The following is a 14,300-nucleotide window of genomic DNA, read 5'->3' as shown; positions in this document are numbered from 1 at the left end:
TAGGTTATGACTGACTCATTATTAATTGGCGCTGACAGCGAAGTGATTCTTCACTTTGATTTAAAGCTTGAAGATGGTTCTGCAGCTGACAGTACACGCGTAAACAACAAACCAGCAAAAATGGTAATGGGCGATGGAAGTCTAACACCGAATTTTGAAGCCTGTTTACTCGGGCTTAAAAAAGGTGACAAGAAAGCCTTTACGCTAGCGGCTAATGACGCGTTTGGCGAACCTAACCCGAACAACATCCATTATATGGATAGAAGTCGCTTTGGCGCTGATCTGAAGATTGAAGAAGGCATGATACTCGCTTTCTCTCAACCAGATGGCTCAGAGATTCCGGGGATCATTCGAAGTGCGGCTGGCGATTCTGTCACGGTAGACTTCAATCACCCGCTAGCAGGCCAAACGGTTATTTTTGATGTTGAGATTATTGATGTTAAACCTGGCGCTTCAGCACAAGGTGGAAACTAGTTATGCAAATACATTTAGCTAACCCTCGCGGGTTTTGTGCAGGCGTAGATAGGGCGATCACTATAGTAGAGCGAGCGCTTGAGATGTTCGAGCCGCCAATATATGTGCGCCACGAAGTGGTTCACAACAAGTTTGTGGTAGACGGACTGCGTGAGCGGGGCGCGCTATTTGTTGACGAGCTACACGAAGTGCCAGACGACAGTATTGTGATTTTTTCAGCGCACGGTGTGTCGCAAGCGGTAAGGAAAGAAGCAGAGAGCCGTGGGTTGAAGGTATTTGACGCAACATGTCCACTTGTGACAAAAGTGCATATGGAAGTGACGCGCGCTAGCAAAACAGGAACAGAATGCATTTTAATTGGCCACGCGGGGCACCCTGAAGTTGAGGGCACGATGGGCCAATACAGCAATGAAGATGGCGGTATCTATTTAGTTGAGTCTGAAGCAGACGTAGCGACACTTGAAGTCAAAGACCCGTCAAATCTGTATTATTGTAGTCAGACGACATTATCTGTTGACGATACTGCTGATGTCATTGACGCGCTTCGCGCTAAATTCCCTAAAATAAACGGCCCGCGAAAAGACGATATTTGTTATGCCACGCAGAACCGCCAAGATGCCGTGCGAGACTTAGCGCAAGATTGTCAGATATTGCTTGTTGTTGGCGCACAAAACAGTTCAAATTCGAATCGTCTTCGCGAGTTGGCGGAGAAGATTGGCGCTAAAGCCCATTTGATTGCAGACGCAAACTGCATACAAAAGGAATGGCTAGAAGGTGTGGAACACATTGGTGTTACAGCGGGTGCGTCTGCGCCTGAAGTTTTGGTACAGGGCGTTGTCAATAGACTAAAAGAGTGGGGGGCAACCTCAGCGTCAGAGCGCTCTGGAAGAGAAGAGAATGTTGAGTTTGCTGTGCCCAAAGAGCTTAGGGTCAAGCAAGTGGTGTAGCCTTTCATCCTTACCTTGAAATTTAAAAGAACACCGCCCTGCGGTGTTTTTTTATGCTTTTGTCTACTGGAAATTCAGAGGCTTACGGATAGATAATGATACCCAAGCGCTGGTTGCCAACACGCTTCAGATGCGTCACATTCAATTTTTGATGTGGTACCTGTAGGTATGAAAGGCCACGTGTTGATATCTGTTTCCCCGCGTTTGCGTTAACTACGAGCATCTTGGGTATGTATAGATTAAAACCGCAGTGAAGACTAGCACCAGGTTATCTAAGCCAATATGAAAGGATTCTTAAAATTATACGTTTTAATAACCAACGATACCCAGCGTTGTGCGCTTTTGCCTTACTATACTACATTGGTAGTAAAACCATTTGTAATGCTAGGTATATGTCAAAGGTTATGAAAGCTGAAAAGATGGGAATCAAACACGTGAAAGGACACACTAGCCGCCACCAAGCTGGTGCTGGTCTGATTGAGATCCTGATCACGCTTTTCATCCTCGCAGTGGGCTTGCTTGGTGTTGCTGCATTACAGTTCACAGGGTCATTTGCGAACAAAGATGCGATAAGTCGAACACAAGCTGAAATGGTAGCTGCACAAGTTGCCGAACGCCTGCGCGCAGCGGCGAGACCGGCCACCGTTGGCGATGGCATGGTGGTGAATAATGCCTACTTTTCCAGCAATAACTACAATTTTTCCACACTCAGCTGTTCCGGGTCTTCACAGCCTTATTACGGCTGTTGTTTGACGAGACCAGCAGGCGTACCTGATTGTGAAGGACAATCCTGTAGCGAAGCACAGATGGCTGCTTATGACGGGTGGGCACTTTCCTGTTCGGCTGTGCAAACTAACCCTCAAACCAAAGTCTCGGTTTCTTGCGCTGATAACAATACGGCGGATATTTACAGCTGCAGTGCGGGTTCGCGTGTAGAAGTTTTACTCACTTGGCCAGTTTCATCATCAGGCAATCAAACGTACACCCTCAACGCGAGGTGTAATCCAAATTCAGGCGACAGCAATGCGTGTGTGTTTAAGGATATCACTTTATGAATATGAGGCAGTTGAGGTTACAGCGCGGTTTCTCGTTAGTTGAACTGATGATCACGCTAACGCTCGGTTTAGTGATCTCCGGTGCAATTATTCAAGTTCTGGTAAGCAGTAGTGTCACAAATAAACTCAATCAAGCTGTAGCGCAGGTGCAAGAGTCTGGCCGATTTATCATGGGGCGTTTATCCGCCGAATTTTACGAAATAGGTCGGTACGATCAAGTAACAGCAAATATTGATGCGTCGGTTGATGTCGTCGCTGAAGCGGCATATGTGGAAAATCATCCCATCGCTATAGTGGGCGACTTCGCTACAAACGGCACATTAGGCAGTGTACAGACCACGAGTGGCGGTAGCGATAAACTCGTCGTTAGCCTACTAGCAGATGAAGACTGCACCGGGAATTCACACGGTTATGCCGTGGGTAGCGAGTTTCATGTGGTTAATCATTATTTCGTGACGGGCAGTACGCTCAAGTGTACTGGCTATGATGGCCGTGTGCTTCGTGGTTTAAAAGCACAGACAGTTGCACCCCTCACCGTTACTTTGCTTGATAATGTTGAAAGTTTTCAAGTGCAATTTGGTGTGTCTGACAGGATTACCAATTCACGAGGACAAGCCATTTCATACGTGACCGCCGATCAAATTGCAGGGCTTAGAGCCTTAAACCAGCAGGTAGTGTCGCTGCGGTGGGCCATTATGCTCAAAAGCTATCAGAATGAAGTCAGGCAGACTCAGGCACAAAAATATGCACTGCTTAATGAAGCGTCTAAAACCATGGATACGGCACATTATTACCAGGTTTTCTCAAAGACGCTGGCACTTCGGAATATGAAGAATTTTGTCAGGAGTTCGCAATGAAACAACAAGGCTTAGTGATGGTTTTTGCATTGCTAGTATTGCTTTCTATCACTGTTTTAGGGGTGAGTGCAGTGACCAGTAGCTTGTCTCAATCTAAGATGGCGGTATCGATGCAACAAAGTGGTTTAGCGTTTGATGCGGCTGAAGCCGCTATAGCCGGTGTGTTTTTCGAGTCCGAAGATGAGACATTGCTCACAGACCCAACTAAAACAGACCCATTGTCAGAAGCTCGTCAAGGAAATGTGTTTGACCCTCAGGCTGACACGATGAGCTGTTTTGATGACGGACAGTGGACTGACCGCCATATGACAGAAGGTGGGCTATCTGTGGGTGATAGGCACACCACCGACGGCACTTACCAAAGCGCTGCATCGTCTAAGAGTTGGTCGCGCACTGCGTTTATTCGCGAGCAAGCTTGTCGAGGCTCTAGTAACGTCATCGGTGGGAGTAACGTTAACTGCCATGTCTTTATTATAAGAGGCTGCGGCAAAGTTGCAGGTAAATCCGCAGTTGTCGCTAATAGCTTAGCTGCATCAGTATTTGGCCCTGCTTCACAATAGGTATCAGCATGAAAAAACTTACGTCTTACCTCGCTTCTATTACACTTTTTAGCGCTATAGGTTTTTCCGCTTTTGGTGATGACCTTGATATCTATTTAGGCAACGCAAGCAGTGCAGTCACCTATAACCCTAATGTTCTGTTTATTATGGACTCATCGGGAAGCATGGGGGCTTACGATGATACCAGTCAAACCAGGATGCTTCGCGTGCAAAACGCGCTTAAAGAGGCACTTTCGTCGGCAACAAATATTAATGCTGGCCTGATGCGCTTCTCTGATTATGGTGGGCCTATTTTATATCCTATTCGTAATATCGATGAATCAGTACGGCCTGAAATTATCATTTCAACCAATGACGATGACCACGATGCACATGAAATCGACGGGAGCGTAACGACAGACAGTAACGATCTGGTTTTGAGTAGCGGCACGAGTACGGTCACTTCCGGTCTGCGCTTTACCGATTTAAATATTCCGCAAGGGGCTACGATAGTTAGTGCCAACATTCGATTCACGTCTGAGAGGTTTAATGTTGCAGGTACCTCTTTAGTGATATCGGCTGAAGCATCAGCAGCAAGCTCGGCGTTTTCTTCGTCAAGCAATAACCTGAGTGACCGAGTTAAGACAGCCGCTAATGTAGAGTGGCTCACTGACAACAGTTTTCCTAGCGCGGGTGAAGTCATAACGACACCAGATATAAGCGCCGTCATCCAAGAAGTCGTCGATTTATCAGCCTGGTGTGGTGGAAAAGACTTAAATATTTTAATAGAAGGTACAAGTTCAGATACAGCAAGTGCACGAGAGGCCCGTGCGAGTGATGCAGGGCAAAGTGGCGCTCCACAATTAGTCGTTTCTTACGACGATTCTACCGCTACAGGCTGTATCCAAGGGGAAGCCATATACCAAGTTGCGAGTTCAAGAGACAATTCAGAAGAAAATGTGAATGGGTACCCCAATACTGGAAATGAGCTGACGTTTAACTCTTCCTACAACGATTATATTGGTGTTCGGTTCCGGAACGTAAATATCCCACAAGGTGCTGAAATCACAGAAGCTTACTTGGAATTTACTGCTTACAGTACAAGAACAAGTGGAAATCCAAGCATGCGAATTCGTGGCGTTGCAGATAACGATGCTTCTGATTTCCACCCTGAACGCCGCTACCGGTTAAGAAATCTGCCAAAAACCTCAGGTATAACCTGGTCAATGCCTGACTTCTATAGCAATAATGACTATCGAACACCGAATATCAGCAGCATCGTCAAACAAATTGTTGATCGCTCGGGTTGGATATCCGGCAATGACATGGCCTTCGTTCTTGATAATTTCGTTTCTTATCGGGGCGCACATACCTACAACAACTGGCCCTCACGAGCACCTAAACTTATTGTGAAGTTTAATGGCTCCGCCACGCCAGGCTCATCAGCATCAGTGCGCGAGCACCTTATGAGCAAAATAGATGAATTGAGTGCTAACGGGTTCACTCCGATTGTTGACACGCTCTTGGAAGCGACAAATTATTATGGGGGCTTAAATGTCGATTATGGGCGCAAACGAGGCGAAAGCGACGTCAATAGTTCAGTAAGACGGAGCACGCGAGTGAGTCATCGTAGTTCTTACTTAGGGGCTGATTCGATTCTCCCTTCAGGATGTTCTGAGGATAACTTATCCGACAGCGATTGCATTAACGAACAGATCCCTACGCCTGCTACCTATATTTCACCGGTATCAGATTTGCAGTGTCAGACCAATAACCACATTGTGTTGCTATCTGACGGTGAAGCAAACAACAACCACAGCGTCTCTAAAATTCAAACATTGCTTGGTCAAAACTGCACGGGGAGTGGCGGCGAAAAATGTGGTTTGGATTTAGTCAAAAATATCAGTGACTCCTCAACATCTGTAATTGGACCAAGGGTAATCACGCACACCATCGGCTTTGCTGCAAACAATACAGCAAACAATTTCCTCAATCAGCTCGCTTTGCAAAGCGGAGGTGGTTTTTATCAAGCTGATAACAGTACTGACCTGCTGGAAGCATTTAACACTATACTTCGCTCGGTTAAAGATGTGAATGCAACCTTTGTTTCTCCTGGTGTAGCGGTGAATCAACTTAACCGTCTTACTCACCGAGATGAGCTTTATTTCGCACTGTTTAAGCCTAGCGAAGGTGCCATGTGGCCAGGAAACTTAAAGCGCTATCGCTTGAGTGGCGATAAAATTTTAGACAAAAATAGTCTAAGCGCTGTAGATAGCGAAACGGGATTTTTTGCTGAAACCGCTCATAGCTATTGGTCAACACTTGTCGACGGTAGTGAAGTTAGCAAAGGGGGAGCGGCTAGCCGTTTAGGCGCAAATCGTAACATCTATGTGTTCGACGCTGCAGGATCAATTGTTAATGAAGCTAACCGGCTTCATGAGGATAATTCAACTATTACAAAGGCAGACCTTGCCATTCAAGGTGAAACAGATGCTGACGAATTAAGGGATGCGATTTTAAAGTGGGCAAGAGGCTTGGATGTAAAAGACAGTAATGGTGACGGCAGTACTAGCGATTATCGCCCACAAATGGGCGACCCTATCCATTCTCAACCCATTATTGTTAATTATGGGACTAACGATTCGGCCATCTTTGTCGCCACTAATCAGGGCATGTTGCATTCTTTCGACACGGTAACGGGAGAAGAGAACTTCGCCATAATGCCCAAAGCGTTGCTTCAAAACCTACATCACTTTTATAAAGATACACCGTCGTTAAGCCACGAGTATGGCCTCGATGGCGATATGATTTTAAGAAACGTTGAAGATAAGAAGTACCTTTACGTAGGCATGCGAAGGGGTGGGCGTAACTATTACGTTTTTGATGTTACCCAGAAAGACACACCAAAACTAAAATTTGAAATTAAAGGCGGTGAGGGTAACGTGACCAAGTTGGGACAAACATGGTCAAGGCCTACGATCACTAAAATTAATATGGGTGGTCAGGTGAAAAACGTCATGATTGTTGGTGGTGGTTACGACGACGCCCAGGATGATCGCGCGATAAGAGCGAATGATGTCGTTGGCAATGCGGTATTTATCTTTGATGCTGATACTGGAAGCCTTCTTTGGCATGCAAGCAACGAGAATGCGGATTTAAATCTTACAAACATGACGTACAGTGTTCCGGGTCGTATCTCTGTAATTGACAGGGATAACGATGGGTTTGCTGATCATATGTACGTTGCTGATACTGGCGGGCAGCTATTTAGACTTGATATTTACAACGGAGAATCTGGAGCTGACTTGATTAAAGGGGCGCGTCTTGCTGATTTTGGTGGGGATACTGCCGAGACCAATCGTCGTTTTTATTACGGCCCAGATGTGACCGAAATTGCTTTAGGTAGTGAATTGTATTATGGCGTCGCGCTTGGAAGCGGTTGGCGAGCGTCACCGCTAGATACGGCGGTTGAAGATAAGTTTTATATGCTAAAAGATAGCGGCGTATTTAATCGCGACACGAATGGCAATTATACCTATATGGATACGGTATACGAAAGCGATATGTACAACGCGTCAAGTCACGCACTCACCAGTAGTGATGAAAATGAGCGTGAACTCGCATCTCAAGAATTTGCCAACAAAGATGGATGGTATCTGAATTTAACCATTAACGGCGAGAAAGTTTTGTCTTCTCCGCTAATCATAGACTACAAAGTTTTCTTTACGACTTACGTACCGGCAGTAAGCAGTACGAGCTCATGTGCGCCGCCTACTGGAAACAGCCGTGCTTATCTCGTTAATATGTTCAACGCAAACGCGGTAACGGATGTTAATAACGACGGCGAAGTGAATGCGTTAGACCGTGCGGCAGACTTAAAGCAAACGGGGATTGCGCCTGAGACGAAGATTCTTATCGAAGACATTGTCAGCCCAGTCGTGTGTCTGGGTACGGAATGCGTTTCCGCGGTGATAGAAGTTGACGAAGACGGAAATGAGCAGGCGTGTACAAACGCTTTTGAGTGTTTAGCTGAAAATATTTATGGGCGCTTTGAACGCGTACAGCGTGGAAGTTGGCACTCGGAGACAGAAAGAGAATAATGATGAATATAAGAGCATCCCAACAGGGCTTTTCACTAATTGAACTTATGATTGTCGTTGCGATTGTTGGCATCATTGCTGCAGTTGCCTATCCCTCATACCAGGGCGTTATTGCCGACGGATACCGAGGCACGGGTCAGGCCGATTTATTGGGGCTTGCGTCTGCCATGGAACGCCACCATAGCGGATCTTTTAGCTACGAGGGAGCCGGCACTGGCGGCGCGAATACGGGGGCGCCGGCCATTTTTTCGCCTTATTCTCCCTCCTCCGAGCCAGAAGCCAATAAACGTTATACACTTTCTATCGTTGCTGCTAATGCGACGGGCTTTGAGCTAAAGGCGACGCCCGTCTCTAGTACAGGGCAGGCCGCAGATGGAGCGCTATATTACTTCAGTGATGGCAGAAAGGGCTGGGATAAAAATAATAATGGTAGCCTCGAATCTAGTGAATATTGTTGGTCTTGCTAAGCACAGTAGAGCATGTCAGAAAGCCTGGCTTGCGGCCCTCTCAACGTCTAAGTAATAACCATTTATTAGACCTTTTGAGGAAAGGTATTAGGGAGAAGTCGAGACAAGGATAGGGAGACCAAATACAGCAATATCACTCCAGTTTTGGTCTATATCATCGCTAGCGTGATCCATGCGCGCTGAATTAATCACTGCGGTTCGATTGACTTGGGTATCAAGAATTGTTTGCCAAAGCACGCGCGAACTTATTTGGCTGCTCAAAAGATAGGCACTCGTACTCATAAAAAGCAGTAACGTCATCATCACTTCAACAAGTATTCCACCTCGACTATCACGACGATTGAAACGCCATTGTTTGATGGGTGAATGGGTACGAGGGCAGAGACTTATGTTGCTATCACTGGTCTCTGTTTTATAAATCGTCATACGCGGTTCCTGGAATCGGCATTATTTTAGCTAACGGAGTACTCGCTTGTAGGGTCTGAAGTAGTGGCGTCGAAAGGACTATTGCACCATTTATCTGCTCAGTAATAGGAGTATTGGCTACGTAAGTCCCCGTTATAGAGGCGGAGCTAGACACTTTTAGCGTAAACGAATTATGTGAAGTTGAAAGCATGACAATCAGGCCGTGAACATGCGTGTTTGCTTGAAGTGTTAAATTTCCATTTACAATAACCAGTAATATAGGGTTTGAACCAGAGTGATGAGCAAGAGCGTTGCTGTTCAAAACACAGTTGCCCGTTATCCAATATACGTTCGCTGGCAACATATTATGGCATTGAGTCAGGCTCTCGCTTTCTGCAAAAAAGCTAGCGCTCAGTGATGATATATCACGGTTGAATAACCAGTTTGTTACTTGGTTGTCCCATGAAAGGTGCTGTGAGGGGGTAGGCAGCCTTAAAAGGGAAGGGTAGCGAAGAAAGTGAGTTGTATACGCCGAGTTGTCACTGTCGTGAGATACTTTTACCTTAAAGTGAGTAAGGGGTTGACCCTCTGTACCTTCCAACGCGCTCACGTCAATCGTTGTAGACAAGTAGTCCACATCGGTTGTGTTCAATGCATTTGTAACGCTTTGCGAGCGCAGCGCACCCGCCACATTTTTAAGGTGCTGTTTTAGTGAAACCTTGGAACTTTCGCTATCCCGCCTTACTTTCTCATGTGTGTAAAACTGCTGGACGCTTTGTGTCGTAGTTATGGTAGCAAACGTGACAACGCTAAGAATAATAGCTACGACCGCAAGCATTGCCATTCCGCTCTGCATTTTTACCCTATAAATTAAGCACAGGCTACTGAGTCTAATGTGGTCAAAAGCTTCTCTTTTCTTAACCTTCATTAGAAACCTCTACGACAAAGCTTTCGTGACTTTGTATATTCGTATCGATGGCACTTTGGAGCGTTATTTGTATTTCATAGGCCGCTCCCCAACTGCTTTGTTGTATGCGGTTTACACTGAATAGGGTTGCCAAGACCGTATCTGTATCGGTCAAATCAAACCATCCACCTTGTTCACATGTCTTTCCATTCACTCGATACTCTATCGCTTTGTTGTGTAATCGGTAGCCAAACAACTCACCTTGGGGCTGCGAGATTACGCCGTTTTTATTTTTGTCGTAAGAAAAGGTGATGCAGCTATTTGGCGACTCAGTTGGATGTTGGCCAAGAGTGACATTTACAACACCGATATTGCCGCTGGACAACGCTAAAAAAGACGAAAGGACATTTGGGGTTTGAACGAAACCTGCTCTGCTTAGGTGTTGAGAAATAGTGCTTTTTAACGCGCGCATGTCTTCTTCCACGCTAGTGGCATGCTGCAACGAAGAGAGCGAGATATGAGAGCGGGCTGAATAGGAAGCAACAATTGAAACAAGTAAGCCTGATAGCGCACACGCAACCATAAGCTCTGTGATGCTGAAACCCATGACGCTGCGAGCGGTGTTGCCGTGAGAGGACGCGATTCGAAAACTTAGCATAGTGCTATGCCCGCAAGATACTGGTCGCTGCATAGCCTGACTCGGCCTAAAGAATTAAAGGTTAGCTTTGCATTAAAGTGCTCACTGGAAAGGTTAAATGTTGTACTACTGCCAAAGTTAAGCGTTCCATACTGATTAAAAGCCACAACTTTGTCAGTGTTATCTGATGTACTGAGTTTGGTATTCCACCTAGTGGGAAGCTCCCAAAATGAAGCCTCATTTAATGCGCAGGTTTGAAAGGTTGCACAGCTGCAGTTTTCTTCTCGGCTTATCAAGAGACAATTATCACTTTCTATTTTCGCTATCAAAAAGAAGGTTTCTTTTTGGGCGAGTGCCTGTATACGGGTCTGTTTTGCGAGTTCAGCGACGCGCGTGGCGAAATGTTTGAATGCATTTTTTTCCTGCCATTGTTGAAAAGACGGGGCAGCAAGTAAAGACAGAATGCTCAAAACGAGTAAGGAGACAATAAGCTCAAATAGGGTTATCCCCGCTATCGTACTAGGCACCTTTTTAGTGATTTCGCCTTTGCGTAGTATTTGAAAAGCCATGCGCAAGTCCAGTTAAAGCAAACGATGAAAATTGATAGGCTTAATGTACTGAATAAACTGATGAGAGGAAGCTGTACCATGGAAGGGAAATGCAAAACGAATGAAAACGTTGCAAAATCCACCGGTTTTACCCTTGTGGAACTATTAATAACCGTGTCTATTATCGGAATACTTGGTCTTGCTATGACAACTGCTATAAACACGACTCGGCAGTTCATTGAGATAAACAAAGTTAAAGCTTACCTATTAACAATTCAAGCGATTCAGTCGAAAACGTGGCTTGAAACAGGGCAGTACCTTTCTTTGAATGCATTACCCGGCGCTGATATACAAAACGTGAGTGTTTCGCAGTCAACTAGCCAAAGTGGAGGTTATGAAATTGTCGCTACACGCCTATCATCAAGGGCAGGCGATAGTTGCCGGTTTATAAGCATTAGTGAAACCACGCTCGCGCCCAAAGAATGCTGGTGAGAAAAAGCGCTAGTCCGCATAGACTAACTGCACGTCAGCGCGTTACCTGCGAGGTCTTCTTTCGTTCCATCGCCATCACTGTCAACGGCAACTGATATTCGTCCATAGAGGGACAGCAAAAGGGCCGACGCATAGTCGGTATCGCCATCATTAGGGCATAAGGTGATCGTAGCGGCATTGTTGATACCGCCTTGTTCATTAAATATCAGGCTTCCGTTAATGCCGTAAATAGTATTGGAGCTATTAAGGGGATCGCTAGCAACGATCAATGTTTCGCTGTTGTCTCGAGTCCCGTTGCCATTAGCGTCAATAAACGCCATTTTGGCATCTCTCCAGTTGTTCGTGCATGCGGTGTAGTTATTTGTTGGGCACAACACCACATTAGTCTGTTCATCCACAGCCGTGAATCGCGCTCGCTGTGCAACGGCGCTTAAGTTGTTTAAGTCAGCAGTTATCCTATTTTTAATAAGAATATTTTGAATGCCAGGCGCAACGGTAGTTAAAATTATGGCGAGAATTGCCACGGCAACAAGCATTTCTAACAGAGTAAGTCCCGCTTGCTTAGCGCTTATCATAGGTTGCTTTTTTTGCTTAATTTTTATCATGTAAAAACGCTATTTTCCAATGTGCTAACTATCAACCGTACTACCTTTCATTTTTCTTTCCATAAATAAAATAATGGTTTTATCTCATCCAACGCCGTGTAACAGTAAAGATAGAAAGATAGCGCCACTGCGGACACTGTATCGCGTCGTGTTTCTATCTTCAATGTAATGAAATCGAAAGATAATGATACGTTACTCTTCTCTATTTTAGGGTAAACTAAAAAACAACGGTAAAGGTATGTATTACTGTGTTATCGCATCGTCAACCATACGCCCTATGGTTGATAGCGCATCAAGTAATACACCTACGCTGCAACATAATAAAATAGTGATGACGTGGCCTGTTTAACGTTATGTGGGTCAACATCTTCCTAGTCGAGACGATGATAACACTAACATCTAAAGTGATATTGTCGTAGAATCAAACTCCAGGACGCCTCAAAAATACGTGGATATTATAATGCAAAAACAAGCAGTTATTGATGAAATGAAAGTGCTGCCTGAAATTGACGTGGAATATGAAGTCGCACGTCGAGTCTCTTTTATAAAAAAGCAGTTGCTTACTTCAGGTCTGAATTCTCTAGTTCTTGGTATCAGCGGTGGAATTGATTCCTGCACATTGGGCCGACTTGCTCAATTAGCCGTTAATGAATTAAACGAAGAGCATCATGAAACCTATCAATTCATTGCCGTTCGCTTGCCTTACGATACGCAAGCTGACGAAGAAGATGCACAGAAATCTATCGACTTTATTCAGCCCACTCACTCCATTACGGTGAATGTAAAGCCCGGTGCCGATGCCATTCATGCGTCAACGTTGCAAGCGCTATCCAATGTGAACCTACTTCCTGCAAGTGAAGCGAAGCAAGATTTTGTCAAAGGAAATGTTAAAGCGCGTACGCGAATGGTTATACAGTATGAAATTGCCGGTATGGTTGACGGCTTGGTATTAGGTACCGACCACTCTGCTGAAAATATTACAGGGTTTTATACCAAATACGGTGATGGTGCATGTGATTTGGCTCCATTGTTTGGCTTGAGCAAGCGCCAAGTACGTGCAGTTGCAGCCCATTTAGGTGCACCTCACAACGTTATTACCAAAGCCCCCACTGCGGATTTGGAGAGCCTTTCTCCGCAGAAGGCGGACGAACAGGCGTTGGGGATGTCTTACGATCAAATCGATGACTTTTTGGAAGGTAAGCCTGTTTCTGCAGAAGTGGAAGAGAAATTGCTCTATATTTATGAGCGCACACAACACAAACGTGTGCCAATTCCAACAATTTACGATGAGTTGTAGTCATGAAAAAGATTGAAGCTATCATTAAACCGTTCAAGATGGACGATGTTAGGGAAGCGCTAGCTGAAGTGGGTATCGCAGGGATGACAGTATCTGAGGTAAAGGGGTTTGGCCGTCAAAAAGGTCATACTGAACTTTATCGCGGTGCAGAGTACCAGGTTGACTTCCTACCTAAGATAAAAATTGAGCTTGTGCTTGAAGATGAGAGAGTTGAACAAGCCGTTGAAGCTATTCAGTCTTCAGCAAAAACGGGCAAAATTGGCGATGGTAAAATATTCGTTTACAGCGTAGAGCAAGCCGTGCGTATTCGTACTGGTGAGCAAAACGAAGACGCGATTTAACATAGTCTACGCTTTTGACATATGAAAAAGGGAGCCAATGGCTCCCTTTTCGTCTAAACACTTTGTGTTACTTGCTTAGCACAAAAACAGTGTGGTTTAGTGGTCGTGTCCACAACCGCCTTCACTATGAACATGGCCATGTTCTAGTTCTTCCTGGGTGGCTTCACGCACATCAACAACAGATACATCGAACGTAAGCGGAATGCCCGCGAGCGGGTGGTTTCCGTCTACAACGACTTCTTCATCAGTAGTTTCGATAATAATGACCGACTGCTCGCCTTGTGGCGTAGTTGCGCGGAAAGACATACCCACTTCAACATCCATTCCTTCAAACATCGAGCGAGGAACGGTTTGTACTAACTCATCAGCTCGCTCACCGTAGGCTTTTTCTGGCGATACAGACACATTGAAACTATCGTCTTTCGTTTTGCCAATAAGTGCATCTTCGAGGCCTTCAATTAAAAAGCGGCGGCCTAACAAAACCACTAGCGGCGATTTCCCTTCTGAAGAGTCTAGCGTTGTGCCGTCTTCGGTTGATACGGTGTAGTGTAGCGTTACAACGCTGTCAGAAGTAATTGTCATAACAAATCCTATCTTGGCCCTACTGTTAAACTGATTTCAAAAAATAG

At 45.3% G+C, this 14,300-nt stretch carries 16 protein-coding genes; 10 read left to right on the top strand and 6 right to left on the bottom strand.

The window, feature by feature from the left end; genetic code table 11:
- The first annotated feature begins 6 nt into the window (after positions 1-6).
- The 7 genes from fkpB (at position 7) to GVO63_RS17525 (ending at position 8,439) form a co-directional block, all read left to right on the top strand.
- Positions 7-474 carry an FKBP-type peptidyl-prolyl cis-trans isomerase gene (fkpB, locus tag GVO63_RS17555; RefSeq protein WP_159581556.1) on the top strand — a complete coding sequence of 156 codons (468 nt, stop codon included), beginning with the start codon at positions 7-9 and terminating at the stop codon, positions 472-474.
- 2 nt (positions 475-476) lie between these two features.
- Positions 477-1,421 (top strand): 4-hydroxy-3-methylbut-2-enyl diphosphate reductase, encoded by a 945-nt coding sequence (gene ispH / locus GVO63_RS17550; protein WP_159494917.1) that lies wholly within the window; start codon positions 477-479, stop codon positions 1,419-1,421.
- A gap of 404 nt (positions 1,422-1,825) precedes the next feature.
- A complete protein-coding gene (locus GVO63_RS17545) occupies positions 1,826-2,476 on the top strand; it encodes a prepilin-type N-terminal cleavage/methylation domain-containing protein (RefSeq protein ID WP_159581554.1) in 651 nt (216 codons plus the stop codon).
- Complete coding sequence (locus GVO63_RS17540; protein WP_159581552.1) at positions 2,473-3,333, top strand: PilW family protein; 861 nt, start codon at positions 2,473-2,475, stop codon at positions 3,331-3,333. The genes GVO63_RS17545 and GVO63_RS17540 overlap by 4 nt, the downstream gene beginning before the upstream one ends.
- Positions 3,330-3,893 carry a PilX N-terminal domain-containing pilus assembly protein gene (locus tag GVO63_RS17535; RefSeq protein WP_159494914.1) on the top strand — a complete coding sequence of 188 codons (564 nt, stop codon included), beginning with the start codon at positions 3,330-3,332 and terminating at the stop codon, positions 3,891-3,893. Before GVO63_RS17540 ends, GVO63_RS17535 begins: the two co-directional genes overlap by 4 nt.
- Before the next feature lie 8 nt (positions 3,894-3,901).
- Entirely contained in the window at positions 3,902-7,972 is a 4,071-nt protein-coding gene (locus tag GVO63_RS17530; RefSeq protein WP_159581550.1) for a PilC/PilY family type IV pilus protein, read from the top strand.
- 2 nt (positions 7,973-7,974) lie between these two features.
- On the top strand, positions 7,975-8,439 hold the full coding sequence (locus GVO63_RS17525) for a type IV pilin protein (RefSeq protein WP_159581592.1): 465 nt from the start codon (positions 7,975-7,977) through the stop codon (positions 8,437-8,439).
- Between the two features lie 87 nt (positions 8,440-8,526).
- Here GVO63_RS17525 and GVO63_RS19640 read toward each other — a convergent pair whose 3' ends face one another.
- The 4 genes from GVO63_RS19640 to GVO63_RS17505 form a co-directional block, all read right to left on the bottom strand.
- Positions 8,527-8,865, bottom strand: a complete 339-nt coding sequence (locus GVO63_RS19640; RefSeq protein ID WP_236552202.1) for a hypothetical protein — start codon at positions 8,863-8,865, stop codon at positions 8,527-8,529.
- Complete coding sequence (locus GVO63_RS17515; RefSeq protein ID WP_236552201.1) at positions 8,852-9,682, bottom strand: hypothetical protein; 831 nt, start codon at positions 9,680-9,682, stop codon at positions 8,852-8,854. Before GVO63_RS17515 ends, GVO63_RS19640 begins: the two co-directional genes overlap by 14 nt.
- 79 nt (positions 9,683-9,761) lie before the next feature.
- Complete coding sequence (locus GVO63_RS17510; RefSeq protein WP_236552200.1) at positions 9,762-10,409, bottom strand: potassium:proton antiporter; 648 nt, start codon at positions 10,407-10,409, stop codon at positions 9,762-9,764.
- A complete protein-coding gene (locus GVO63_RS17505) occupies positions 10,403-10,957 on the bottom strand; it encodes a prepilin-type cleavage/methylation domain-containing protein (RefSeq protein ID WP_159581546.1) in 555 nt (184 codons plus the stop codon). The genes GVO63_RS17510 and GVO63_RS17505 overlap by 7 nt, the downstream gene beginning before the upstream one ends.
- 78 nt (positions 10,958-11,035) lie before the next feature.
- On the opposite strand from GVO63_RS17505, the gene GVO63_RS17500 reads away from it, so the two are divergent.
- The gene (locus GVO63_RS17500) at positions 11,036-11,428 is read left to right on the top strand and encodes a type IV pilin protein (protein WP_159581544.1); all 393 of its coding nucleotides are present in this window, start codon (positions 11,036-11,038) and stop codon (positions 11,426-11,428) included.
- Positions 11,429-11,451: 23 nt separating this feature from the next.
- Here GVO63_RS17500 and GVO63_RS17495 read toward each other — a convergent pair whose 3' ends face one another.
- Positions 11,452-12,033, bottom strand: coding sequence for a GspH/FimT family pseudopilin (locus GVO63_RS17495; protein WP_201281928.1), 582 nt, complete (start codon positions 12,031-12,033; stop codon positions 11,452-11,454).
- Between the two features lie 460 nt (positions 12,034-12,493).
- Here GVO63_RS17495 and nadE point away from each other — a divergent pair, with 460 nt between their 5' ends.
- Both nadE and GVO63_RS17485 read left to right on the top strand, forming a co-directional pair.
- Positions 12,494-13,330, top strand: coding sequence for an ammonia-dependent NAD(+) synthetase (gene nadE, locus GVO63_RS17490; RefSeq protein ID WP_159494930.1), 837 nt, complete (start codon positions 12,494-12,496; stop codon positions 13,328-13,330).
- Positions 13,331-13,332: 2 nt separating this feature from the next.
- Complete coding sequence (locus GVO63_RS17485) at positions 13,333-13,671, top strand: P-II family nitrogen regulator (RefSeq protein ID WP_159494911.1); 339 nt, start codon at positions 13,333-13,335, stop codon at positions 13,669-13,671.
- 96 nt (positions 13,672-13,767) lie between these two features.
- On the opposite strand, the gene GVO63_RS17480 is transcribed toward GVO63_RS17485, so the two are convergent.
- Positions 13,768-14,253 (bottom strand): peptidylprolyl isomerase, encoded by a 486-nt coding sequence (locus tag GVO63_RS17480; RefSeq protein ID WP_159494910.1) that lies wholly within the window; start codon positions 14,251-14,253, stop codon positions 13,768-13,770.
- Positions 14,254-14,300: the final 47 nt, after the last annotated feature.

The organism is Alteromonas sp. KUL106 (assembly GCF_009811415.1).
GTDB lineage: Bacteria > Pseudomonadota > Gammaproteobacteria > Enterobacterales > Alteromonadaceae > Alteromonas.
Note: the sequence above shows the minus strand (reverse complement) of the source record. Positions and strands in the feature narration are given on the sequence as shown.

Coding starts and splice junctions, on each gene's coding strand:
- fkpB (WP_159581556.1), top strand. CDS start 7: ATGACTGACTCATTATTAATTGGCGCTGACAGCGAAGTGATTCTTCAC.
- ispH (WP_159494917.1), top strand. CDS start 477: ATGCAAATACATTTAGCTAACCCTCGCGGGTTTTGTGCAGGCGTAGAT.
- GVO63_RS17545 (WP_159581554.1), top strand. CDS start 1,826: ATGAAAGCTGAAAAGATGGGAATCAAACACGTGAAAGGACACACTAGC.
- GVO63_RS17540 (WP_159581552.1), top strand. CDS start 2,473: ATGAATATGAGGCAGTTGAGGTTACAGCGCGGTTTCTCGTTAGTTGAA.
- GVO63_RS17535 (WP_159494914.1), top strand. CDS start 3,330: ATGAAACAACAAGGCTTAGTGATGGTTTTTGCATTGCTAGTATTGCTT.
- GVO63_RS17530 (WP_159581550.1), top strand. CDS start 3,902: ATGAAAAAACTTACGTCTTACCTCGCTTCTATTACACTTTTTAGCGCT.
- GVO63_RS17525 (WP_159581592.1), top strand. CDS start 7,975: ATGAATATAAGAGCATCCCAACAGGGCTTTTCACTAATTGAACTTATG.
- GVO63_RS19640 (WP_236552202.1), bottom strand. CDS start 8,865: ATGACGATTTATAAAACAGAGACCAGTGATAGCAACATAAGTCTCTGC.
- GVO63_RS17515 (WP_236552201.1), bottom strand. CDS start 9,682: ATGCTTGCGGTCGTAGCTATTATTCTTAGCGTTGTCACGTTTGCTACC.
- GVO63_RS17510 (WP_236552200.1), bottom strand. CDS start 10,409: ATGCTAAGTTTTCGAATCGCGTCCTCTCACGGCAACACCGCTCGCAGC.
- GVO63_RS17505 (WP_159581546.1), bottom strand. CDS start 10,957: ATGGCTTTTCAAATACTACGCAAAGGCGAAATCACTAAAAAGGTGCCT.
- GVO63_RS17500 (WP_159581544.1), top strand. CDS start 11,036: ATGGAAGGGAAATGCAAAACGAATGAAAACGTTGCAAAATCCACCGGT.
- GVO63_RS17495 (WP_201281928.1), bottom strand. CDS start 12,033: ATGATAAAAATTAAGCAAAAAAAGCAACCTATGATAAGCGCTAAGCAA.
- nadE (WP_159494930.1), top strand. CDS start 12,494: ATGCAAAAACAAGCAGTTATTGATGAAATGAAAGTGCTGCCTGAAATT.
- GVO63_RS17485 (WP_159494911.1), top strand. CDS start 13,333: ATGAAAAAGATTGAAGCTATCATTAAACCGTTCAAGATGGACGATGTT.
- GVO63_RS17480 (WP_159494910.1), bottom strand. CDS start 14,253: ATGACAATTACTTCTGACAGCGTTGTAACGCTACACTACACCGTATCA.